Source organism: Mycolicibacterium grossiae (genome assembly GCF_008329645.1).
GTDB classification, from domain to species: domain Bacteria; phylum Actinomycetota; class Actinomycetes; order Mycobacteriales; family Mycobacteriaceae; genus Mycobacterium; species Mycobacterium grossiae.
In genome coordinates this window covers 2,250,039-2,271,789 of the sequence record NZ_CP043474.1, presented here as the reverse complement: position 1 = coordinate 2,271,789, position 21,751 = coordinate 2,250,039, and the positions used below count along the sequence as shown (strand labels likewise).

Here is a 21,751-nt window from a genome sequence, read left to right as displayed (position 1 = left end):
ACCGGATTGCGCCGGTCCTCGTGCCCGGCCACCTGCGCTTTGACCGCCGCCTACGTCGATTGCGCCACTTACGTCCGGCACCGCCGGTTTTCAATCGCGGTGAGCCGAACGTCGGACGAGTGACGAGCGGTTGCGCGATCGACACCGAACCGTGTCGTGACGCGTCAGCACATTCCAGCGGATTCGCCGGCGGTGAGCCGTAGCGTCGCGTGCAGACGGTCTAGGAACCCGCCGCCACGTCGACCTTCGACGCGTGTTGCGTCGCCCCCATGACGCGCAGCGCGAGCGCATGCCGAGCAGTCAAGCGAAGGACCGACGTGAGCACCTTTACCCGCACGATGTTCGAGAACGCCCGGGCGAGTACCCACGGCATGGTGACGGGTGAGCCCCATGCGCCGGTGCGGCACACCTGGGCGCAGGTGCACCAGCGGGCGCGCCGCATCGCCGGCGGCCTAGCCGCGGCCGGGGTGTCGCACGGCGACGCGGTGGCCGTACTGGCCGGCGCGCCCGTCGAGATCGCGCCGACGGCGCAGGCCATCTGGATGCGTGGAGCGTCGCTGACGATGCTGCATCAGCCGACCCCGCGTACCGATCTGCAGCGGTGGGCGCAGGACACCACCGCCGTCATCGAGATGATCGACGCCGCGGCCGTCGTGGTGTCGGAGCCGTTCCTCGTCGCCGTGCCCCTGCTGATCGAACTCGGGCTGAACGTCGTGACCGTCGAGCAGCTACTGGCGGCCGAGCCGATCGACCCCGTCGACACCGTCGACGACGACGTCGCGCTGCTGCAGCTGACGTCGGGGTCCACGGGGTCGCCGAAGGCCGTACGGATCACGCACCGCAACGTGGTGTCGAACGCCGAGGCGATGTTCGTCGGCGCCGCGTTCGACGCCGACACCGACGTCATCATCAGTTGGCTGCCGTGCTTCCACGACATGGGCATGACCGGCTACCTGACCGTCCCGATGTACTTCGGGGCGGAGTTGGTGAAGGTGACGCCGCTGGACTTCCTGCGCGACACGCTGCTGTGGGCGAAGCTGATCGACAAGTACCGGGGCACGATGACGGCCGCACCGAACTTCGCGTACAAGCTGCTCGCGAAGCGATTGCGCCGGCAGGCGACGCCGGGGCAGTTCGACCTCTCGAGCCTGCGGTGGGCGTTGTCGGGGTCCGAGCAGGTGGAGCCGGCCGACGTCGAGGACCTCATCGACGCGGGCCGGCCGTTCGGCCTGCGCCCCGAGGCCATCCTGCCGGCATACGGGATGGCGGAAACCACGGTCGCCGTGTCGTTCTCACCGTCGGGCGGCGGCATGGTGATCGACGAGGTCGACGCCGACCTGCTGGCGCTGCTGCACCGGGCGGTGCCCTCGTCGCGCGGCAACACCCGCCGCCTGGTGACGTTGGGCCGAGCACTCGACGGCCTGGAGATCAGGGTGATCGGCGACGACGGGTCCATCCTGCCGCAGCGCGCCGTGGGCGTCCTGCAGGTGCGGGGCGAGCCGGTCACCGACGGATACACCACCGTCGGAGGCTTCCTCTCGGCGCAGGACCGGCAGGGCTGGTATGACACCGGCGACCTGGGCTACCTGACCGAGACCGACAGCGTCGTGGTCTGCGGGCGGGTGAAGGACGTGATCATCATGGCCGGGCGCAACGTCTACCCGAACGACATCGAGCGGGCGGCTTCCCGAGTGGCCGGTGTGCGGCCCGGCTGCGCGGTCGCCGTGCGCATGGACGCCGGCGACTCGCGCGAGAGCTTCGCCGTCGCCGTCGAGTCCAACGACTTCGCCGACCCCGACGTGGTGCGCCGCATCGAGCGTCAGGTCGCCCACGAGGTGGTGGCCGAGGTGGAGGTGCGCCCGCGCAAGGTCGTCGTGCTTGCGCCGGGCACCATCCCCAAGACGCCATCGGGCAAGCTCCGCCGCGGACACGCGACCGCCCTCGTCGCCTAGGACTGTTGCTGCGCGAGCACGCCCCGAAAAAGGTCGACGACCCCGTTCGGCGCTCCACTGCCGAAGATGGTGTCGATGGTGTGATGGGCGGCGATAGCGGCCGCCTCGCTGCGGGGGAACATCAGATCCTCGTACTGCCGCAGCGCGACGTCGACGTCGTCCGGATGCGCGGCGAGTGCCTCGCCGAGCTGGGCGCCGTCGAGCATCGCGAGGTTGGCACCGTCGCCTCCCGGCACGGTGACGTGCGCGGCGTCGCCGATGAGGGTCACGCCGGGAGTCGGGGGCCACCGGTGGCGGTCGGGAAGCTGGTGGATCCTCCGCAGGACGAGGGGTTGGTCGCCGTCGGTGATCAGCGCGCGGAGTTTCAGGGACCAGCCGTCGAATTCCGCGGCGATGCGCGACCGCGCCGATGCGGTGTCGGCGAAGTCGATGTCGTCGAACCATTCGTCGGGGCGGTGCAGGATCGCGTAGGTGTGCACGACGTTCCCCGCTTCGCGGTGGGCCAGTAGTGCCGTACCCGGCATGACGCAGTAGAGCGCGCCGTTGCCGACGGTGGCGGCGACCTCGGGGTGCCGCTCGTCGACGTCGACGAGGTAGGTGTCCACGTAGCTCATCCCCGAGTAGACGGGCACGGCGGAGGACAGGACGGCGCGCACCCGCGACCAGGCGCCGTCGGCACCGACGAGCACGTCCGTGACCACCCGCGACCCGTCCGAGAATTCGAGTTCGTGCCGGCCGGCACCGACGGGTGTCACGGTCTCGAGTTTCCGTCCCCAGTGCACCGTGTCCGCGGGCAGCGACTCCAGCAGGATGCGCCGGATGTCGCCGCGCAGCGTTTCCGGGCGCGTCAGCGACCCGTCGTCCGGGACGTCGACCACCACGCGACCGCTGGTGTCGTACACGCGTCGAGCGCCGCCGCCGCGATGGATGATGCCGAGGTACTGCTCCGTGAGACCGGCCATGGCGAGCGCTCGCTGACCGTCCTCCTCGTGCAGGTCCAGTTGTCCGCCCTGGGTGCGTGCGCCGGCCGAGTGCTCCGACTCGTACACGTGCGCGCGGATCCCGTTGACCAGCAGGACGCGCGCCAGCACGAGACCACCCAACCCGGCGCCGCAGATGGAGATCGTGGGAGCCACAGCCGGTCCTCCAATGCTCGTGGGCTTGGACTCGAGGGTCCGTCGCAGGACGGTACTCGCACCGTCCGACGCGCGCTGGTCCCCCGATCGGTGGACACGCACATTCCTCCCCCGCGTCCCCCGGTCGCCCGACATACCCGAGCCCGGATCCGCGACATAGTCATGTCATCGCCGGAACACACCGGACAGCGAGCCGAAAGGCTCAGTCAGACAGAAGGATCGACATGACCACCACCGCCCGCTTCTTCACCCTTCCCGTCCTCGCCCTCGCCATCTCCGGCGCCGCCGCCGTCGGCGCCACCGGCGTCGCCAACGCCTCCACCGGCCTCGGCGGCCAAGACCCCACCGGCCCCGGCTACAGCTACTCCCCGCAGACCCACGCCACCCCGGCCCCCAACGCCACCCCCGGCTGGCACGGACACCACGGTCCCGCCCACGTCGCCCACCTCACCGGCGCCGACCTCATCTGACCCCACCAACCCGAGACCCCTCCCCGCGCCCCCGGGGAGGGGCCTCGTCGTCCGTGGCGTCGTGGCCATCGAGGCGCCGGTCGGTGCGAGACTGACCCCATGACCGATCTCGACGTCACCCGCGTCGCCGTCTACCTCGACTTCGACAACATCGTCATCTCGCGGTACGACCAGGTGAACGGCCGCAACTCGTTCCAGAAGGACAAGGCCAAGGGCCTGCCGCAGGAACGGCTGGACCGCGCGCGGGTCGACGTCGGCGCCGTCATCGACTTCGCCTCGTCCTTCGGCACGCTGGTACTCACCCGCGCGTACGCCGACTGGTCCGCCGACGTCAATGCCGACTACCGCGGCCAACTCGTCGGCCGCGCGGTCGACCTCGTCCAGCTCTTCCCCGCCGCGGCGTACGGCAAGAACGGTGCCGACATCCGGCTGGCCGTCGACGCGGTCGAGGACATGTTCCGCCTGCCCGATCTCACCCACGTCGTGATCGTCGCCGGGGACTCCGACTACATCGCCCTGGCGCAGCGCTGCAAGCGGCTCGGCCGCTACGTCGTCGGCATCGGGGTGGCGGGCTCGTCGAGCCGCGCGCTGGCCTCGGCCTGCGACGAGTTCGTCATCTACGACGCGCTGCCCGGCGTGCCCGTCTTCGAGCCACCCCAGCCGCCCACCGCCGAGGAGGCAGACGCCGAACCCGCACCGAAGAAGCGGGCGCCGCGGCGTCGTGCCACCCGCCCGCAGACCGTCGAGGACGAGCCGGAGCCGCCCGATCCCCAGGTGGCCGCCACCGCACTGCTCACCCGCGCGCTGCAGATCGGGCTGGAGAAGGACGACGCCGACTGGCTGCACAACTCAGCGGTCAAGGCTCAGATGAAGCGCATGGACCCGTCCTTCAGCGAGAAGTCACTCGGCTTCCGATCCTTCAGCGACTTCCTGCGCTCCCGGTCCGACGTCATCGAACTCGACGAGAGTTCGACCACGCGCATGGTGAAGTTGAAGTAGAGGCTACGGAGCGCCTCAGCTCAGCAGGTCCTCGTGCTGCGGGCAGTACGCCCCGATCGCCACGCCCACGAAGTACGCCCCCTCATCCTCGGTCAGACCGGTAGCCGATGCCACGCGGTCGACCGCCACGGGCACGGACGTGCCGCCGTCCAGCGCCGCGCAGGCCCCGCGGGCCGACGCAACCGCTGACGCCGGATCGTCGACCGGAATGCCGATGATCTCGATGACCTCGAGGAACGAGTCATCCGGCTCCTCGGCAGCGGCAGGGGCGGCCGTGACCAACGCTGCTGCGGCCAGCGCCGCCACGAGGAGAGCCTTCATGGCTCACAGCGTATCCACAGTCACGCTCAGTCGGCGCGGCCCCGGACGACGTCGCGCACCCGAGCGGCTGCCTCCGCCGGGTCCTCGTGCTCCCAGATGCGCACACTCACCCAGCCCGCTTCGGCGAGCCGCGCGTCGGTGTCGCGGTCGCGGGCCCGGTTCGTCGTCACCTTGTCGGCCCAGAACGTGGCATTCGCCGCAGCCTTCGTGTGGTGCACCGGGCAGCCGTGCCAGAAGCAGCCGTCGAGGAACACCGCCACCTTCGCCCGGGTGAACACCAGGTCCGCGCGGCGCCGCATCGTCGTCAGCGGTCGCGTGTCGACGCGGTAGCGCAGCCCCAGCTTGTGTACCGCCGAGCGCAGCGCCAGTTCGGGTTTCGTGTCGCGACTCTTGTTCGACTGCATGCGCGCCCGCGCCTCCGGGGAGGACGCCCACGACTCGGCCACCCCACCAGGCTAACCACGCCACGCCGCCTGACCTGCCCCGTCCCCGGCGGCGCGCCTGCTTACGATCGACGGCGATGCTCGAGCCCTCCCCCACCGTCGACGGCCTGCGGTCCTCCACCGCGGCCGGGTTTGAGCGATTCCGCGTCCGCCGCGGCCACTACGAACGCGTCCTCACCCGCCGCGACGGCACCACGGTCACCACGGTGCTCGCCCCGGCAGACACCGGTTCGGGTCCGACGTCGGCCGACACGGCGGAACGAGCATGGCTGCGCCATCCCACCCCGCCGGTGCGCGGGACGGGCACACCACTACGCGCCGTCGACCTGTTCGCCGGCTGCGGTGGCCTGTCCGTCGGCCTCGCCGAAGCCGCCCGCGCGCTGGGCCGACCCTTCGAACCGGTGCTCGCCGTCGATCTCGACGCCACCGCGACGGCCACGTACGCCGCCAACTTCCCGACCGCGGCCGCCCGGTGCGCCGACGTCGCCGACATCCTCCCGGGCGCTCCCGGCGCCCGCCTCACCCAGGCCGAGCGCCTGCTGGCCAAGCACCACCGCGACGTCGACGTCCTCGTCGGCGGCCCACCGTGCCAGGGGCACAGCGACTTCAACAACCGCACCCGGCACGCCGACGACAAGAACGAGCTGTACCAGACCATGGTGCGCGCCGCCGAAGTGCTCGCGCCGCAACACCTTCTGATCGAGAACGTTCCCGGCGCACTCAACGACAAGCGCGCCGTCGTGCAGCGCACCGCCGACGCACTCGAGCGGCTCGGCTACCACGTCGACATCGCCGTCATCGACCTCAGCACGCTCGGCGTCCCGCAGACCCGGCGGCGGCTCGTCCTGCTGGCCAGCCTCACCCACGCCGTCACCGCCGCGCAGGTGCTCGATGCCCACCGCCGCGAACGACGCACCACGGCATGGGCATTCGACGACCTCGAACACCCGCCGAGTGAGACCCTGCTCGACGCACCCGCGCAGTCCGCTCCGGCCACCCGGGCACGCATCGACTACCTGTACGCCCACGGCGCCTTCGACCTGCCGGACAGCCAACGCCCCGCCTGCCACGCCAACGGCGGCCACAGCTACAAGTCGATCTACGGGCGGCTCGCGTGGGACCGCCCCGCCCAGACCGTGACCACCGGCTTCTACAGCATGTGCATGGGCCGCAACGTGCACCCGAGCCAACGGCGCACCATCACCGCCCACGAAGCCGCCCGCCTGCAGTACCTGCCCGATTGGTTCAGCTTCGCCCACGTCCGCCGCCGCACCGCGCTGGCGCGGATGATCGGCAACGCGGTCCCCTCACGGCTGAGCTACGCCGTTGCGCTGGAATGGCTTCGGTGAACGTCGTCGGACTGTTCGCCGGCATCGGCGGGCTCGAACTCGGCATGGCCGCCGCCGGACACCACGCCGCTCTCCTCGTCGAGAACGCCCCCGCCGCCCAGCACGTCCTGCGCCGACGGTTCCCCGACTCTGCCGTCAAAGACGACGTCCGCGACCTCGACGCCCTGCCCCGCGGCACCGACGTCGTCGTCGCCGGCTTCCCCTGCCAGGACCTCAGCAGCGTTGGCCGCAAGGCCGGAATCGACGGTGCGCGAAGCAGTCTCGTTGGAGAGGTCCTGCGGCTCGCACGGACGTCGCGGGTGCCGTGGCTGATTCTCGAGAACGTGCCGTTCCTGATGTCGCTGGCACAGGGGGCCGCGCTGCGGATCATCACCGAGGCGCTCACCGAACTCGGCTACCGCTGGGCCTACCGCGTCGTCGACACCCAGGCCTTCGCCCTGCCGCAGCGCCGCAACCGCTGGTACCTCGTCGCCAGCCGCGACCACGACCCGCGCGGCGTGCTGCTCGCCGACGACACCGCCAAGCCGCTCGACGCCGTCACCTACCCCGACGTGGCGTGCGGGTTCTACTGGACCGAGGGCATGCGGTCGTTCGGCTGGGCCGTCGACGCCGTGCCGCCGATCAAGTGCGGCTCGTCGGTGGGGGTTGCCTCGCCGCCGGCGATCCGCTTGCCGAGCGGCCGCTACGTCACCCCGGACATCCGCGATGCCGAACGGCTGCAGGGCTTTTCGCCGGACTGGACCCGCCCCGCCGAGGAGGTCGCCCGCAGCGGCGAACGTTGGCGCATGGTCGGCAATTCGGTCAGCGTGCCGGTCGCCACGTGGCTCGGTACGCGGCTCGCGGCGCCGGGCGACTACTGCCGCGACGACGATGCGCCGCACATCGGGGGCAAGTGGCCCCGCCGCGCCGCATGGGCCGACCACGACGGCGTCGTGCACGGCGCCGACGTCGGGCCGTGGCCGGTCTGGCGGCCGCGGCCGTCGCTCACCGAGTTCCTCGACCACCCCGGCAAGCCGCTGTCGGCGCGCGCCGCCCACGGGTTCCTCAGCCGCACCCGCAAGGGCTCGCTGCGCTTCCCGCCCGGCTTCCTCGCCGAGCTGGAGACCTACGCCACGGGCGCCTGACGCTCGTTTCGCCCCCTCCTCACCGGGTAGCCGCCGGACGCACCCGACGAAAAGGAGAGCGATGCGCGCCGCAGTACTGGAGGAGATTGGGCAGACACCCGTCGTCCGCGACTTCGACGACCCCGAGGGCGACGTGGTCGAGGTGCGTCTCGCCGGTCTGAATCCCGTCGACCTGGCCATCGCCTCCGGCGCGTTCGGGGAGTGCGAGGTCCCGACGATCGTCGGCAAGGAGGGCGTCGGCGTGCGCGCCGACGGCTCACGGGTCTACTTCGACTCGCCCCCGGCGCCCTACGGATCGTGGGCGCAGCGCACGCTGGTCGACGCGGACAAGACCTACCCCGTGCCCGACGGTCTCGACGACGACGTCGCCGTGGCGATGGGCATCGCCGGGCTCGCCGCGTGGCTGCCGCTGACCGTGCACTCGCAGGTGGAGGGCCGGTCGGTGCTGATCCTGGGCGCGACGGGCGTGGTCGGGACGATCGGCGTACAGGCCGCGAAGATCCTCGGCGCCGGCCAGATCGTCGCCGCCGGCCGCAACCGCGACGCGCTGGAGAAGACGCGCGACCTCGGCGCCGACGTGCTGGTGCAGCTCGGCGGCGACGACGACGCCAAGGCGCTGGCCGCCGAGGCGGGCGACGGCTTCGACGTCGTCCTCGACCTCGTCTACGGCGACCCGTTCCTCGCCGCGCTCGACGCCACCGCCGTCGGCGCGACGCTGATCACCGTCGGCCAAGGCGCCGGCGGCGCTCCGGAGATCCCGTTCCAGAAGATCATGGGCCGCACCCACGTCGGACACCTGAACGACCACATGCCTCCCGACGTGCTGCGATCGGCCTACGCGGAGCTGACCGGCCATGCCGCCGCCGGACGCATCCGCGTCGAGACCACCCGCTTCACCCTCGACGAGGCGCAGCGCGCCTGGGAAGCGCAGGCCGAGGGGCCTCACGTGAAGATCGGAGTCGCGCCGTGAGCAGTTATCCCACCTTCGACACCCTGCCGATCGGCACCGAGTGGCGCGCCGGCACGGCCGGCAAGACGCGCGAGTCCACCGACCCGTGGAGCGGCGACGTCCTCGTCGAGATCCCCCAGGCCGGCGAGGACGACCTGAACCAGGCCTACGACGCCGCGCAGCAGGCGCAGCGCGATTGGGCCGCGCAACCGCCGATGGAGCGCGCCAACGTCATGCGCGAGGCGGCCGAGGTGATGGGCCGGCGCAAGGACGAGATCACCGACTGGCTGATTCACGAGACCGGCGGCACCGTCGCGAAGGCCGAACTCGAGTGGAGCCTGGTGCGGTCGGTGATGTGGGAGGCGGCGTCCATGCCGCACCACGTCGAGGGCCGCATCATGCCGTCGGACATCCCCGGCAAGGAGAGCCGCGTCTACCGCGAGCCGGTCGGCGTCGTCGCCGTCATCTCACCGTGGAATTTCCCCATGCAGCTGTCGAACCGCTCGGTCGCCCCGGCGCTCGCCGTCGGCAACGCCGTCGTGCTCAAGCCCGCCGGCGACACCCCGGTGACCGGCGGCCTGCTGCTCGCCCGCATCTTCGAGGAAGCCGGACTGCCACCGGGGTTGCTGTCGGTCGTGGTGGGCTCGGGGTCGGACATCGGCGACGCCATCGTGGCGCACGACGTGCCGCGCGTCGTGTCCTTCACCGGGTCCTCGCCCGTCGGCAAGGGCATCGCCGAGAAGGCGGCGCTCAAGCACCTCGCGCTGGAACTGGGCGGCAACGGACCGCTGGTGGTGCTCGACGACGCGGACCTGGAACTCGCCGCGAGCGCTGCGGTGTTCGGGTCGTTCTTCCACCAGGGCCAGATCTGCATGATCGCCAACCGCATCATCGTCGACGCAGCGGTGCACGACGAGTTCCTGCAGCTGTTCCTCGACAAGGTGAAGGCCTTGGAGGTCGGTGACCCGAGCAAGCCCGAGACCCACCTCGGGCCGGTGATCAACTCCTCGCAACTCGAGACCATCCAGGACAAGGTGCGTCGCGCACGGGAGTCCGGCGCGGAGGTGCTGACCGGCGGTGAGCCGTTCGGGCCCGCGGGGCTCGCGCTACCACCGCACGTGCTGGCCGGCGGCAACGACGTCGCGACCGCGCAGGAGGAGGTCTTCGGCCCGGTCATCACCGTCATCCGCGCGAGCGGCGAGGACGAGGCGTTGCGGATCGCGAACGACACCGAGTACGGGCTGTCGTCGGCGGTGTTCAGCCGCGACGTCGACCGCGCGGTCCGCTTCGCCCGTCGCGTCGACGCCGGTATGACGCACGTCAACGACTCACCGGTGAACGACGACGCCAACACCGCGTTCGGCGGGGAGAAGGCGTCCGGCATCGGCCGCTTCGGCGGTCAGTGGGCGATCGACGAGTTCACCACCGACCACTGGGTGTCGGTGCAGCACCAGCCGAGGCAGTACGCGATCTAACCGTCGATCCGCACGCGGTACATCGACGGCCACTTCTTCGCGTCGACCAGGAATTCGTCGCCGGCGACGTGCGCGATGCCGCTGAACACCTGCTCGACCGTGCGGTCCTGGCCGGCGAACAGGCCGGACATGTCGGCGACGAGGTTGATCTTGCCGGTGGTCGGGTCGATGCGGGCGATCTCGTCGCTCGGCCACAGGCTCGCCCACACCTGGCCGTCGACACAGTCGAGTTCGTTCAGGCCGGTGACGGCGTTGCCGTCGCGGGTGACGTCGACGCTGCCGACCTCCTCCAGCGTGCCGGGCTCGACGAAGCGCAGCCGGCCGGTGCCGTCGCTGACGACGAGCCGGTCGCCGACGGGGCAGATGCCCCAGCCGAAGTCGGGCGGGACCGATACTTCGCGCAGCAGCGTCAGCGTCGCCTTGTCCCATTCCAGCGCGACGCCGTTCTGGTACGTCAGCTGCCAGATCCTGTCGCCGACGACCGTGATGCCCTCCGAGAAGTAGTTGCCGGGCAGCGGCACCGAACGGCGGACGACGCCGGTGTTCGGGTCGACCTCGCGCAGGTCGGATTTGCCGGCCAACCCGGTCGCCTCGTAGAGCGTGCCGCCGTCGAGTTCGAGGCCCTCAGTGTAGGCGTTCGGATCGTGCGGGATCTGCGCCACCAGGACCGGGCGGACGACCGGCACCGCCGCGGGTTCGGCGAGCGCGTGCGGCGCGGCGACACCGGCCAGCAGGCAGGTAGCGGTCAGGACGAGGCTGATCGAGCGCAGGGCCATGACATGGTTGGTACCCGCTTCGCAGTGAGTTTGCCAGGGCGGCGCGCGGGTCGGAGGGTTCCGTCAGGTGCTGCCCAATCGTCCGGGGAGCCACCTCAACATGGGCCGTCGACGGGGGTAGGGTACGAATCGCTAGCCCGGCGAAGCAATGGCTGGTTGGCACGTCCGAATGAGTACACGAGCGCCAACAGGGTGGACGATGACTTCTTCAAGTGGAACGCAGGACTCGACGAAGACCGAGAAGGCGGAGTCGGCCTGGCTGTCGAAATCCGCGTCCCAGACCCGTGGATCGGACAAGAAGGAAGTCCAGTTCCACTACGACATCTCGAACGAGTTCTTCCGGCTGTGGCAGGACCCGTCGCAGACCTACAGCTGCGCGTACTTCGAGAAGGACGACTACACGCTGGAGCAGGCACAGCTCGCGAAGGTCGACCTCTCGCTGGGCAAGCTGGGCCTGCAGCCGGGAATGACGTTGCTGGACATCGGGTGCGGCTGGGGCTCGACCATTCAGCGCGCGGTGGAGAAGTACGACGTCAACGTCATCGGCCTCACGCTGAGTGAAAACCAGAAGCGCCACATCGAGGAGAACCGGTTCGCCAACATCAAGAGCGACCGGAAGATGGAAGTGCGCCTGCAGCCGTGGGAGGAGTTCGAGGGGAAGGTCGACCGCATCGTGTCGATCGGCGCCTTCGAGCATTTCGGCTTCAACAAGTACGACGACTACTTCAAGAAGACCTTCAGCTGGATGCCCGACGACGGCGTGATGATGCTACACACGATCATCATTCCCGAGGACGAGGAGATCAAGGCAAAGGGCTTGCCGCTCACCATGTCTCGGGTGCGGTTCATCAAGTTCATCATGGACGAGATCTACCCCGGCGGCCGTCTGCCGCTCGGCTCGATGGTCAAGGAGCACGCCGTCAAGGCGGGCTACACCGTGACGCGCGAGCAGCACCTGCAGCCGCACTACGTAAAGACCCTCGACACGTGGGCCGCGAACCTCGAGGCGAAGAAGGACGAGGCGATCGCGATCACCAACGAGGAGATCTACGAACGCTTCCACAAGTATCTCGCCGGCTGCGCCGACCTGTTCCGCGAGGGCTACACCGACGTCTGCCAGTACACCTGCGAGAAGGCACCGGCCTGACGTCTCGTTAGTTTAATGGTCTAACCAAATATCGCAGGGCGCACGGTAACTGGGTCCGAAACAGTCGGATGGGAGTTGGTCGGGGATGGCCAAGGGCACGGTGGAGTCACCGGAGTCGACGAAGGAGATGACGCCGCACTTCGCGGAAGTGCAGGCGCATTACGACCTCTCCGACGACTTCTTCGGGTTGTTCCAGGACGCGTCGCGGACGTACAGCTGCGCCTACTACGAGCGTGACGACATGACGCTCGCGGAGGCTCAGCTCGCGAAACTCGATCTGTCGCTGGGCAAGCTGGACCTGCAGCCGGGCATGACGTTGCTCGACATCGGGTGCGGCTGGGGCTCGATGATGCGGCGCGCGGTGGAGAAATACGACGTCAACGTCATCGGGCTGACGCTGAGCAAGAACCAGTGCAAGTACGCCCAGGAGTTGCTCGACGGGCTCGACACCGACCGCTCGCGCCGCGTCCTGCTGCGCGGTTGGGAGCAGTTCGACGAGCCGGTCGACCGCATCGTCAGCATCGAGGCCATCGAGGCATTCCCGCAGGAGCGGTACGCGCCGTTCTTCAAGATGTGCCACTCGGTGCTGCCGGCCGGCGGGCGCTTCGTCATCCAGGCGATCCTCGGGCACCCGCTGAAGCGGTGGCCGGAGATGGGCATCCCCGTGACGATGACCGACCTGCGGTTCATGCGGTTCATCGCCAAGGAGATCTTCCCCGGCGGTTCGGTGCCGTGCGACGAGGACATCATCAATCTGTCTGCCGAGGCCGGTTTCTCGCTGGAGCAGAAGCAACTGCTCGACGAGCACTACGTCCGGACGCTGGACACCTGGGCCGAGGCGCTGGAGGCGCACCACGACGAGGCGGTCACCGCCACGTCCGAGGAGGTCTACCAGCGGTACATGAAGTACCTGACCGGCTGCAGCGACTTCTTCCAGCGCGGCATCAGCGAGCTGGGACAGTTCACGCTGGTCAAGTGATTCCGGACGGTCAGGCCGCCCCGAAGACCAGCGAGACGTTGTAGCCGCCGAAGCCGAAGCTGTTGAGCAGCGCGTGGCGGTACTCGCCGCGGCGCGGCTCGTGCGCCACCACGTCGAGGTCGACGTCCGGGTCGGGCGTCTCGTAGTTCAGCGTCGGCGGCAGCACGCCGTCCCTGATGGCCTGCACGGCCAGCACGGCGTCGACGGCGCCGACCGATCCCCAGCTGTGCCCGAGCGCGGCCTTCGGTGCGTAGACGGCCGGGCGGTGCGCGCCGAGTGCGTGGCGGAGGGCGTTGGCCTCGGCCTGGTCGCCGGGTTGGGTGCCGCAGGCGCTGGCGATGACGGCGTCGACGTCCTCGGGTCCCAGGCCCGCCGACTCGATGGCGCGCGTGATCGCGGTGCCGGCGGATTCACCGCTGGGTTCGGGCAGCACGTCGTCGTACCCGTCGGAGGTACTGCCCGCGCCGAGCAGGCGGGCAAGGATCGTGGCTCCGCGGGCCTGCGCGTGGTCGGCGTTCTCCAGGACCAGCAGCGCGCCCGCTTCCCCAAAGACGGCGCCCGAGCGGTGCTTGTCGAAGGGGCGGCTAGCCGCGGCCGGGTGCTCGTTGTCGGCGGACAGCAGGCCCAGCTTGTGGAAGGCGGTGAGGGTGACCGGGCCGATCCAGGTGTCGACGCCGCCGCAGATGGCCATGTCGGCCTCACCGAGGGCGATGTGCTTCCACGCCTCGGCGATCGCGGACGCGCCGGAGGCGTCGGCCATGAGCGGGCAGACGATGCCGGCCTTGGCCTGGCGCTCCAGGCCGACGGCGGCGGCCGGCGAATTCGGCATGTACATCTGCACCGAGAGCGGTGAGACGGCGCGCAGGCCGCGGGCCTTGAAGATGTCGTACTGGATGACGATCTCTTCGGCCGTGCCCAGTGCGAGGCCGATGGAGACCATGAGGCCGCTGGTGTCGACCTCCGGTGCGCCCGCCTGGTCCCAGAGCCGGCGGCCGAGGACGGTCGCCATCTTTTGCAGATAGGACAAGCGGCGGAGTTCGACGCGGTTGAGGTGTTCGTCGAAGTCCTCGGTCAGTGCGCCGCCGATGCGGACCGGCGGGTGGAACTCGTGGATGAGCGGGCGGTCGAGGGTGCGGATGCCGCTGCGCTTGTCCAGCAGGTGCTTCCACGTCTGTTCGGCGTCGGGCGCGAGCGACGTCGTCGACGTCACGGCCGTGACCACGACGTCGTTGAGTCCATCCCCAGTTGTCAGCGCTGCCATGCCTCTTCCCCGTGCGCGCTCGTGCGCGTCCTAGAGGTATCACACGGCTTTGGGTGACGGCAGGGTGAACAGTGGCGTTCCTGGGGCGTGTTCGGCGTGGGGGTTCGCCGGCCTTGGGGGTGAGCCGCCGCCAGGAGAGTCAAATCGGATTGCCCGCCTCTGAGCGACAACTCGCGACAATCCACGGCCCTGTCGCGACGTGTCGCTCAGAGGTGGGCACATCCACGTCGGTCCCGCCGTCCGCCAGCCGCCCGGGCGCGCCACATATGCTCTGCGCGTGTCCCTTCTGACGATGAGCGTGCTGCTGGCCGTCCTGGTGCTGATCGTGGTCGGCGTGCTGCTGGTCGTGGTGCTCGCCCGGCGGAGCAAGACTCAGCTCGCCGCGCAGCTGGAGGTGCTGCCGGGCATGCCGACCGGTGCGCCGATCGAGTGGGCGCACGAGGAGACGCCGGAAGCGCGCATGCACCGCCGCCTCGTCGATCTGGCGCGCGCGGTGATGGTCCTGCCGCTGACCGACGACGCCGCACTCGAGCGAAAGGTTGCCGCCGAGAACCGGATCGCCGAACTCGACAGCCGGCTCATCGCCATCGGCGCCGGGACGGACCCGTCCCGGCAGGAGGCGGTCACCGGGCTCGGTGGGGAGCTTGCGGAGTTGGAGTCTGAGGTGTCGGCGCTGCGGAGGTTGAGTCCGCGGCGCTGAGGGTCGCGACGCCGGCTGTCAGACGATGCCCAGCCGCCGCGCGAGATCAGGCCCGCCGACCTCGCGGATGAAGTCCGGATCCCCGCAGACGACGAGTTGATCTCGCGCGCGGGACAATCCGACGTACAGCCGCTCGCGGGCCCGCTCGAACTTCGCCGCGTCGTTGACCACCAGGACGACGGCGCGCCGCTCGAGGCCCTTGAAGCCGAGCACGTGGCCGTAGAACACCTGCTCGGCGTCCCAGAACGTGTCCCAGTAGGCCTTGTGCCCGTCGCGCTGGCGTTCGGTCTGCTCGGGGTGGCGGCTGCCGGTCGTCAGCAGCGCGACGTCCTCGCGGCGCCAGCCCTGGTCGAGCAGCGACTCGACCTCGTCGTCGCCGGCGTCCATCGCATCTTCGCGGCTACACGCCACGAAGGTGACCGCAGGGCCTTCGCCGCCGAGGAAGCGCATCGGATGGTCGACCAACGGCTGGAACGCATTGGCGATCTGCCGGGTGTTGCGCACGTTGTGGTCGAGGATCAGCGGCACCAACGGAACCGGTGGCGAGCCATGGCGGTTGAACACCCGCTGGCCCTCGTCGCTGAAGACGAACAGACCGCCGTCGACGGAGTCCTTCAGCGCGGCAAGCAGCGGATCCCACCACGCGTCGGCGAAGTCCTGCGCCTCGTCGACCACGATCGAGTCGAAGCGCTGCCCTGGCGGCAGCTGCGCGGCGAGGTCGGCCATCTGCAGCGGCAGGTCGTGCTCCCAGAACTGCACCGTCTCATCGGTGCGCAGCGCCTCGTCCGGGCCCGCGGGCGCGCCCCACGTCTTGCCGAGGTCGTGGAACTCGCCGACGTATGCCGGTTGGTGGGTGCGCGGCCAGGCCGCGGTGATCCGCTCGAGGTAGGACGCTAGCCCGTGTGAATAGCAGACCAGCGCCACCCGCTGCCCGCGAACGGCCAGCCGACGGGCCTGTTCCATCGCGAGGAACGTCTTTCCAGACCCCGCACCCCCGCGTACCTCGACGCGGTTGAGCAACCGGATGGCATCGAGGATGACGGCCTGGTGCTCGGTCAATGCGTCGGCGGCGTCGTTATTCGCCAGCGCGCGGGCGACGACGTCGCGCTGCGGTAGTCCCCTGCCACTCAACGCCGTTGCGAGCTGCTCCACGCCTTCACGTGCGAGCAGCGGGCGGTCTTGCTCCTGCCGCACGAGGATCTCGCGCAGGCGGTCGACGAGGTTGGGCAGGTCGGTGCGGTCGATGACCTTCCAGCGCGGCGCGTCCGGCAGGTCGAAGTCAGCGGGCAGTTCGGTGTGCGGCAGGACGACGACGTGGTCCCAGCGCTGGCGACGCTGCGTCCAGCGCGGGTCCTTCTCGACGTAGTCGCGCAGCGCGTAGCAGGCCTCGCGCGCCTGGCGGACCGGCTCGATCTTCTTGTCGCGGCCGCCGCGCTTCTGCCACCAGCCCTCGCCGTCGTGCCAGACCTCGCCGCCCTTCACCTCGAGGCAAATGATGCCAGCGCCCTCGATGCCGACGACGAAGTCCACCTCGTGGTCCTTCAGGTGGTCGGTCACGCGCTGGCCGGGAACGAGGAGGTCGTTGGGCTCGAGCTGGTCGACGAGCGCCTGCCACGTGCTGCGCTCCGAGCTGTTGAGACGCGGTGTCTCCGTCACGGTGATGGTCACGCGCGCCCCACGATCGTCAGCATCTTCTCCCCCGGTGAAGTTGACTCGGCAAGGACGTTAGCGCGCCTATCCGACGAATCGGGGCCGATCGAGGCCGACTCGCGGCTCGGCCGAGGGTTGACGCCACGCCACTCGCCCGCGCACACTCACTGAACACGTTCAGTGAAACGGAGGCGGCGGTCGATGCGGGCAGGCGATGCGGTGATCACGCAGTACGACCCGTTCTCCGCCGAATGCCTCGAGGACCCGTACCCGTACTACGCGTGGCTGCGCGACGAGCACCCGCTCTATTACGTACCGGACTACGACATGTGGGTCGTCTCCCGCTTCCAGGACGTCTACGACATGCTCGGCGACCCCGACCTGCCATTCGAGGGCCGCGAGGGCACCGTCCCCACGCGCGCCGAGATGCTCGCCCGCAACGACGGGCCCGTGCCGCCCCTGCCGCTCGACCCCGTCGGCGGCTTCACCCGCATCGACCAGCCCCACCAGGGTCAGCTGCGCGGCTTCGTCAACCACCCGTTCCGGCCCCGACCCGTGGCACGGCTCGAGGACTGGTTCCGCGACATGGTCCGCGCCGACCTGCCCGCCGCGCTCGCCCAGGGCGAGTTCAACCTGCCCGCGCTCTTCGGGCTGTGGACCGCCCGCACCATGTGCCACCTCGCCGGCCTGCCGCTCGACATGGCCGCCGACCTCCGCGACGCCATCAACGAATCCTCCGCCGCCATCGGCAACGAGGCGCTCGGCCTGAACCCGCTCGACGGCCTCAAGCGGATCAACCGCGCCGCGCACCTCGCCGTCACCACCCGCCGCGATGCCGGCGCCGACGGCAGCCACCCGTTCGTCGACGGCGCCATCATTGCGGTCTTCGAAGGACGCTCACTCACCGACCGCGAGGTCGCCGCCCAGCTCCTGGTGCCGCTCATCGGCGGCGTCGAGACCGTCCCCAAGGTGACCTCGCACGGCTTGTGGGAACTCACCAAGAACCCCGACCAGCTCGCCGCGGTCCGCGCTGATCTCGCCGCCACCACTCCCAAGGCGTTCGACGAAATGGCCCGCTACTGCGGACCCGCGCAATGGTTCTCGCGCACCGTCACGGCGCCGGTCGACATCCTCGGCGAGCACCTGACGCCCGGCCAGCGGATCATCTTCCTCATCCAATCCGCCCAACGTGATCCTCGCGAATTCGACGACCCGGACACCTTCCGCTGGGACCGCCCGATGAAGCGCACGCTGTCCTTCGGCCATGGCGGTCACTTCTGCATGGGGATGCACCTCGCCAAGCTCGAGGGCCGCGTCATCCTGCAGGAGTTCCTCTCCGCCGTCAACGAATTCGACTTCGACGACGCCGCCGCCGTCCGCAGCGCCTCTAGCTTCCAAAAGGGCTGGGACTACCTGCCCGTCCGCATCCACTCGCTGCGCGCACCAGCCTCCAGCGCGCCGACCGAAGGAGCACCGTGAAGGTCAAGGTCCACTGGCATCTGTGCGAAGGCAACGGCATCTGCGTCGCCGACGCCCCGGACGTTTTCGACCTCGACGATGACGACAACCTCCTGGTCCTGCAGGAAGAACCGTCCGAGGACCAGCGCGAGCCGGTCGAGGCGGCCGTCCGCAACTGTCCCAAACGCGCACTCGAACTGCAGGACTGACGTGACGGGAGCGGTTAGCACCGTCCGGGGCCAGCGGTCCACCGCCGACCTCGGCCGCACGCTGATGCACGAACACGTGATCGCGGTGTCCGCGGCGCTCGCCAACGACCGGCCCGAGATCGCGTTCCCCCACGGCAAGCAAGCGGCGATCGACGATGCCGTCGCCCGGTTGCAGCGCGTCAAGGACGCCGGCATCGACACGATCGTCGAAGTCACCGTCTTCGGCCACGACCGCGACGTCCCCACCCTCATGGAGATCAACGCGCGCGTCGACCTCAACATCGTCGTCGCCACCGGCTTCTACACCGAAGACTTGCCGTCGAAGACCTTCGAGATCCGCCAGGCGCTCGCCCGGCAGCGCGGCGGCAACTTCTTCGTCGACGTCTTCACCGCCGACATCGTCGACGGCATCGGCGACACCGGCGTCCACGCCGGAATCATCAAGTGCGTGACGGGTTCCGACGGTCTGACGCGCGGCTCAAAGGGACTGCTGCGCGCCGCGGCGATCACCGCCCGCGACACCGGCGTCCCGATCACCACCCACTCCGACCCACACACCCGCGGTGGGCTCGAACAGCTCGACCTCTTCGCCGCGGAGGGCGTCGACCTGACCCGCGTCATCATCGGTCACAGCGGCGATACCACCGACACCGACTACCTCAAAGCCCTCATGGACACCGGCGCCACGATGGCGTCGGACCGCTTCGGCTACGACCTCCCCGGCGCCGCGACGACGCAGCAGCGCGTCGACGTCATCGCCGACCTGTGCCGCCAGGGCTACGGCGACCGGATCGTCGTCTCCCACGACGCCATGCTGCACACCGACTGGCTCGACGACGGTTACACCGCCGACTTCCCCGACTGGGACCCCACCTTCGTCCCCACCCGCGTCGTCCCCATGCTGCGCGACGCCGGCGTCTCCGATACCGACCTGCGCCGCATCCTCGTCGACAATCCGGCCCGCCTGCTCGCCCGCCTCTATTCAGGAGACCGACCATCACCGATCCCGAACTCTCGCAGCCGAAGTCACCCGTTCGGCGGGCGTTGACTGAACGCGCCGTCACCACCGGGCCGTGGGTCACGTTCAGCGACCCGCACGCCGTCGAGGCGCTGGCGAAGCTCGACCTCGACCACCTCGTCATCGACTGCCAGCACGGGACCGCCGACCTCGGCACCGTGCTGCCGATGCTGCGCGCCGCCGCTCTGCACGGCATGCCCGTGCTCATCCGGGTGCCCGCCAACGAGCCGTGGCAGATCATGCGTGCGCTCGACCTAGGCGCGGCCGGCGTCATCGTCCCGATGGTCAACACCGCGGCCGAAGCCGCAACGGCCGCGTCGGCGATGCTGTACCCGCCGCACGGCGAGCGCTCCTACGGGCCTATCCGGCCCTCCCCCGGCGCCGGCATCACACCCGGCGACGGACCCCTGCTGCTCGTCATGATCGAGACCGCAAGAGGCTTGGCGGACGTCGACGCCATCGCCGCCACCCCGGGCGTCGACGGGCTGTTCATCGGACCCATCGACCTGGCACTTGGCATCGGCGCCGTCCCCGACGGCAAGGTGCTCAAGGGCATCGGCGCGGATGCCACGCTCGCCGCGGTCGACACCATCGCCGCCGCGGCACGCGCGCACGACAAGATCCTGTCCGGTGCCGTCTTCACCCCCGACCACGCCCGTGCGATGACCCGCGCCGGGGTCCGACTGCAGGTCTATGGCTCCGACGGGCAGTGGCTCGCCGCCGGCGCGAAGGCCGCCCGCACGCTCACCGACGAACTCACCGCGGAGGCCGAGAAGTGAAGGCGCTCATCACCAGTCCGACGATGACGCCGCCGGACGCGGTCACCGCTCCGCTGCGCGAGATCGCCGACATCGTCAACGTCACCGACGGATCGGCCGAATCGCTGCTGGACGCCGCACGCGACGCAGACGCGCTCATCGTCGCCGTCGAACCGATCCGCGCGCCGCTCATCGCCGAATTGAGCCGCTGCAAGGTCATTCACCGCTGCGGCATCGGCGTCGACATGGTCGACGTCGAGGCGGCCACTGCAGCCGGCATCCAGGTGACGAACGTTCCGGACGCGAACTTTCACGAGGTTGCCGCGCACGCGATGGCGTTCATCATGGCGCTGACTCGCCGACTCGTCGCGTGGGACGCCGGTGTGCGTGCGGGCCGGTTCGGCGACGGCAGGCTCGGCATGTCACTGCACCGACCCGACGTGCAGACGGTCGGGCTAATCGGACTAGGCCGAATCGGACGACGGGTGGCGGTCGCCGCGCGGGCGATCGGGTTCAACGTGGTCGCGTACGACCCGGCGGTCTCCGCCGAGGACGCCGCAGCGCTGGATGTCACGCTGGCCGACGCCGACGAGGTGATCGCGGCGGCTGACGTTGTTTCGCTGCATGTTCCGCTCACTGACGGCACGCGCCACCTGCTCGACGCGGCAGCGCTCGGTCGGATGAAGCGCGGCGCGTTCGTGGTGAACGTGTCGCGGGGCGGGCTGATCGACGAGGCGGCGCTGGCCGAGGCGGTCGCGTCGAAGCACCTCGGCGGTGCGGCGCTCGACACGTTCGAGACCGAGCCGCTGCCCGCTGACAGCCCGCTGTTCGGGGTCGACGGGATCTTGCTCTCGCCGCACGCCGCGCACTGGAGCAAGGAGTCGCTTGGCGAGACGATGGTGAAGAGCTTCGCTGAGGTGGCGCGCGTGCTGCGCGGCGAGGCGCCGCGGTATCCGGTCAACCGGGTGTAGCCGACGGTGGCCGTCCGCAAGGAGGAGAGCCTGCGTCGGCGGGAGGCGGTGTTCGCCGCGACGTGGGAGCTGGTCGAGGCGCATGGCTTCTCCGCGGTGACGCTGCGGCAGGTGGCCGAGCGGGCGGGCGTCGCGCTCGGCACGATCTTCCTGTACGCGTCGAACAAGGACGAGCTGCTGCTACAGGTGTTCGGCGAGCGGCTGGCCGCGCGGTGGGACGCCTTCCTGGCGGCGTCCGAGGGCGAGCCGCCGCTGCGTCGCGTCGAGGCGTTCTATGACGACTGCCTGACGATGTTCTTCGCCGACGTCGACAACATCGGCGCGTATTACGGTCTGCTGCTGCGGTATCCGACGACGCGCTTCCCGGAAGTGGTCGAGCTGCGGTCGCGGCTGCGGCGGATCCTGAGGGGAGCCTTGGATGACGGGTCGCTGGCCGACGCGTCCGACGCCGTCGCGCTGGAGCAGGCGTATTACGGCGTCTTCGCGATGGCCGTCCTCGAGCACGTGCACGTCGGGGACGAGACCCGGACGCGCGGGACCATGGGCCGGTCGATGGGGTTGTTGCGGCGAGGGGCGGGTAGCGGTGATTAGGCTGCCGGTCGATTC

The 21,751-nt window shown here is 69.9% G+C and carries 22 protein-coding genes; 16 read left to right on the top strand and 6 right to left on the bottom strand.

Features of this window, described 5'->3' with window-relative positions; genetic code table 11:
* Positions 1-317: 317 nt before the first annotated feature.
* Positions 318-1,952 carry a fatty acyl-AMP ligase gene (locus FZ046_RS10830; RefSeq protein ID WP_070351307.1) on the top strand — a complete coding sequence of 545 codons (1,635 nt, stop codon included), beginning with the start codon at positions 318-320 and terminating at the stop codon, positions 1,950-1,952.
* On the opposite strand, the gene FZ046_RS10825 is transcribed toward FZ046_RS10830, so the two are convergent.
* Positions 1,949-3,088, bottom strand: a complete 1,140-nt coding sequence (locus tag FZ046_RS10825) for an FAD-dependent oxidoreductase (RefSeq protein WP_070351306.1) — start codon at positions 3,086-3,088, stop codon at positions 1,949-1,951. The genes FZ046_RS10830 and FZ046_RS10825 overlap by 4 nt on opposite strands.
* Before the next feature lie 224 nt (positions 3,089-3,312).
* Here FZ046_RS10825 and FZ046_RS10820 point away from each other — a divergent pair, with 224 nt between their 5' ends.
* Positions 3,313-3,558, top strand: coding sequence for a hypothetical protein (locus FZ046_RS10820; protein WP_070351305.1), 246 nt, complete (start codon positions 3,313-3,315; stop codon positions 3,556-3,558).
* Positions 3,559-3,657: 99 nt separating this feature from the next.
* Positions 3,658-4,557 carry an NYN domain-containing protein gene (locus FZ046_RS10815; protein ID WP_070351304.1) on the top strand — a complete coding sequence of 300 codons (900 nt, stop codon included), beginning with the start codon at positions 3,658-3,660 and terminating at the stop codon, positions 4,555-4,557.
* 15 nt (positions 4,558-4,572) lie between these two features.
* Here the strand turns inward: FZ046_RS10815 and FZ046_RS10810 are convergent, their stop codons facing one another.
* Together FZ046_RS10810 and FZ046_RS10805 are read right to left on the bottom strand one after the other, a co-directional pair.
* Positions 4,573-4,878, bottom strand: a complete 306-nt coding sequence (locus FZ046_RS10810) for a DUF732 domain-containing protein (RefSeq protein ID WP_070351303.1) — start codon at positions 4,876-4,878, stop codon at positions 4,573-4,575.
* A gap of 26 nt (positions 4,879-4,904) precedes the next feature.
* On the bottom strand, positions 4,905-5,282 hold the full coding sequence (locus FZ046_RS10805; protein WP_070351302.1) for a very short patch repair endonuclease: 378 nt from the start codon (positions 5,280-5,282) through the stop codon (positions 4,905-4,907).
* Positions 5,283-5,398: 116 nt separating this feature from the next.
* Between FZ046_RS10805 and FZ046_RS10800 the strand changes: the two genes are divergently transcribed.
* The 4 genes from FZ046_RS10800 (at position 5,399) to FZ046_RS10785 (ending at position 10,218) form a co-directional block, all read left to right on the top strand.
* Positions 5,399-6,670, top strand: a complete 1,272-nt coding sequence (locus tag FZ046_RS10800; protein ID WP_070351301.1) for a DNA cytosine methyltransferase — start codon at positions 5,399-5,401, stop codon at positions 6,668-6,670.
* Positions 6,658-7,794 (top strand): DNA cytosine methyltransferase, encoded by a 1,137-nt coding sequence (locus tag FZ046_RS10795; protein WP_070351300.1) that lies wholly within the window; start codon positions 6,658-6,660, stop codon positions 7,792-7,794. Before FZ046_RS10800 ends, FZ046_RS10795 begins: the two co-directional genes overlap by 13 nt.
* Positions 7,795-7,855: 61 nt before the next feature.
* The gene (locus FZ046_RS10790) at positions 7,856-8,764 is read left to right on the top strand and encodes a quinone oxidoreductase family protein (protein WP_070351299.1); all 909 of its coding nucleotides are present in this window, start codon (positions 7,856-7,858) and stop codon (positions 8,762-8,764) included.
* Complete coding sequence (locus tag FZ046_RS10785; RefSeq protein WP_070351298.1) at positions 8,761-10,218, top strand: aldehyde dehydrogenase family protein; 1,458 nt, start codon at positions 8,761-8,763, stop codon at positions 10,216-10,218. The genes FZ046_RS10790 and FZ046_RS10785 overlap by 4 nt, the downstream gene beginning before the upstream one ends.
* Here FZ046_RS10785 and FZ046_RS10780 read toward each other — a convergent pair.
* Positions 10,215-10,994, bottom strand: a complete 780-nt coding sequence (locus tag FZ046_RS10780) for a glutaminyl-peptide cyclotransferase (RefSeq protein WP_070351297.1) — start codon at positions 10,992-10,994, stop codon at positions 10,215-10,217. The genes FZ046_RS10785 and FZ046_RS10780 overlap by 4 nt on opposite strands.
* A gap of 199 nt (positions 10,995-11,193) precedes the next feature.
* Here FZ046_RS10780 and FZ046_RS10775 point away from each other — a divergent pair, with 199 nt between their 5' ends.
* Together FZ046_RS10775 and FZ046_RS10770 are read left to right on the top strand one after the other, a co-directional pair.
* Positions 11,194-12,141: a cyclopropane mycolic acid synthase family methyltransferase gene (locus FZ046_RS10775; RefSeq protein ID WP_070351296.1), complete on the top strand. Its 948-nt coding sequence runs from the start codon at positions 11,194-11,196 to the stop codon at positions 12,139-12,141.
* A gap of 85 nt (positions 12,142-12,226) precedes the next feature.
* The gene (locus FZ046_RS10770; RefSeq protein WP_070351295.1) at positions 12,227-13,120 is read left to right on the top strand and encodes a cyclopropane mycolic acid synthase family methyltransferase; all 894 of its coding nucleotides are present in this window, start codon (positions 12,227-12,229) and stop codon (positions 13,118-13,120) included.
* 10 nt (positions 13,121-13,130) lie between these two features.
* Here FZ046_RS10770 and FZ046_RS10765 read toward each other — a convergent pair whose 3' ends face one another.
* Positions 13,131-14,381, bottom strand: a complete 1,251-nt coding sequence (locus FZ046_RS10765; RefSeq protein ID WP_070351294.1) for a KasA/KasB family beta-ketoacyl-ACP synthase — start codon at positions 14,379-14,381, stop codon at positions 13,131-13,133.
* Between the two features lie 277 nt (positions 14,382-14,658).
* Between FZ046_RS10765 and FZ046_RS10760 the strand changes: the two genes are divergently transcribed.
* Positions 14,659-15,081, top strand: coding sequence for a hypothetical protein (locus FZ046_RS10760; protein ID WP_125939653.1), 423 nt, complete (start codon positions 14,659-14,661; stop codon positions 15,079-15,081).
* A gap of 18 nt (positions 15,082-15,099) precedes the next feature.
* On the opposite strand, the gene FZ046_RS10755 is transcribed toward FZ046_RS10760, so the two are convergent.
* Positions 15,100-16,749 carry an ATP-binding domain-containing protein gene (locus FZ046_RS10755; RefSeq protein ID WP_070351292.1) on the bottom strand — a complete coding sequence of 550 codons (1,650 nt, stop codon included), beginning with the start codon at positions 16,747-16,749 and terminating at the stop codon, positions 15,100-15,102.
* A 183-nt stretch (positions 16,750-16,932) separates the two neighbouring features.
* On the opposite strand from FZ046_RS10755, the gene FZ046_RS10750 reads away from it, so the two are divergent.
* From FZ046_RS10750 to FZ046_RS10725, 6 genes are read left to right on the top strand one after another with little or no spacing between them, the layout of a single operon-like run.
* Positions 16,933-18,210 (top strand): cytochrome P450, encoded by a 1,278-nt coding sequence (locus FZ046_RS10750; protein WP_070351291.1) that lies wholly within the window; start codon positions 16,933-16,935, stop codon positions 18,208-18,210.
* Positions 18,207-18,398 (top strand): ferredoxin, encoded by a 192-nt coding sequence (locus FZ046_RS10745; RefSeq protein WP_070351290.1) that lies wholly within the window; start codon positions 18,207-18,209, stop codon positions 18,396-18,398. Before FZ046_RS10750 ends, FZ046_RS10745 begins: the two co-directional genes overlap by 4 nt.
* Position 18,399: 1 nt before the next feature.
* Positions 18,400-19,446 carry a phosphotriesterase family protein gene (locus tag FZ046_RS10740; protein ID WP_070351289.1) on the top strand — a complete coding sequence of 349 codons (1,047 nt, stop codon included), beginning with the start codon at positions 18,400-18,402 and terminating at the stop codon, positions 19,444-19,446.
* A complete protein-coding gene (locus FZ046_RS10735; RefSeq protein ID WP_070351288.1) occupies positions 19,443-20,195 on the top strand; it encodes an HpcH/HpaI aldolase family protein in 753 nt (250 codons plus the stop codon). Before FZ046_RS10740 ends, FZ046_RS10735 begins: the two co-directional genes overlap by 4 nt.
* Entirely contained in the window at positions 20,192-21,145 is a 954-nt protein-coding gene (locus FZ046_RS10730) for a C-terminal binding protein (protein ID WP_070351287.1), read from the top strand. Before FZ046_RS10735 ends, FZ046_RS10730 begins: the two co-directional genes overlap by 4 nt.
* A gap of 6 nt (positions 21,146-21,151) precedes the next feature.
* A complete protein-coding gene (locus FZ046_RS10725; protein WP_070351286.1) occupies positions 21,152-21,736 on the top strand; it encodes a TetR/AcrR family transcriptional regulator in 585 nt (194 codons plus the stop codon).
* Positions 21,737-21,751 lie beyond the last annotated feature (15 nt).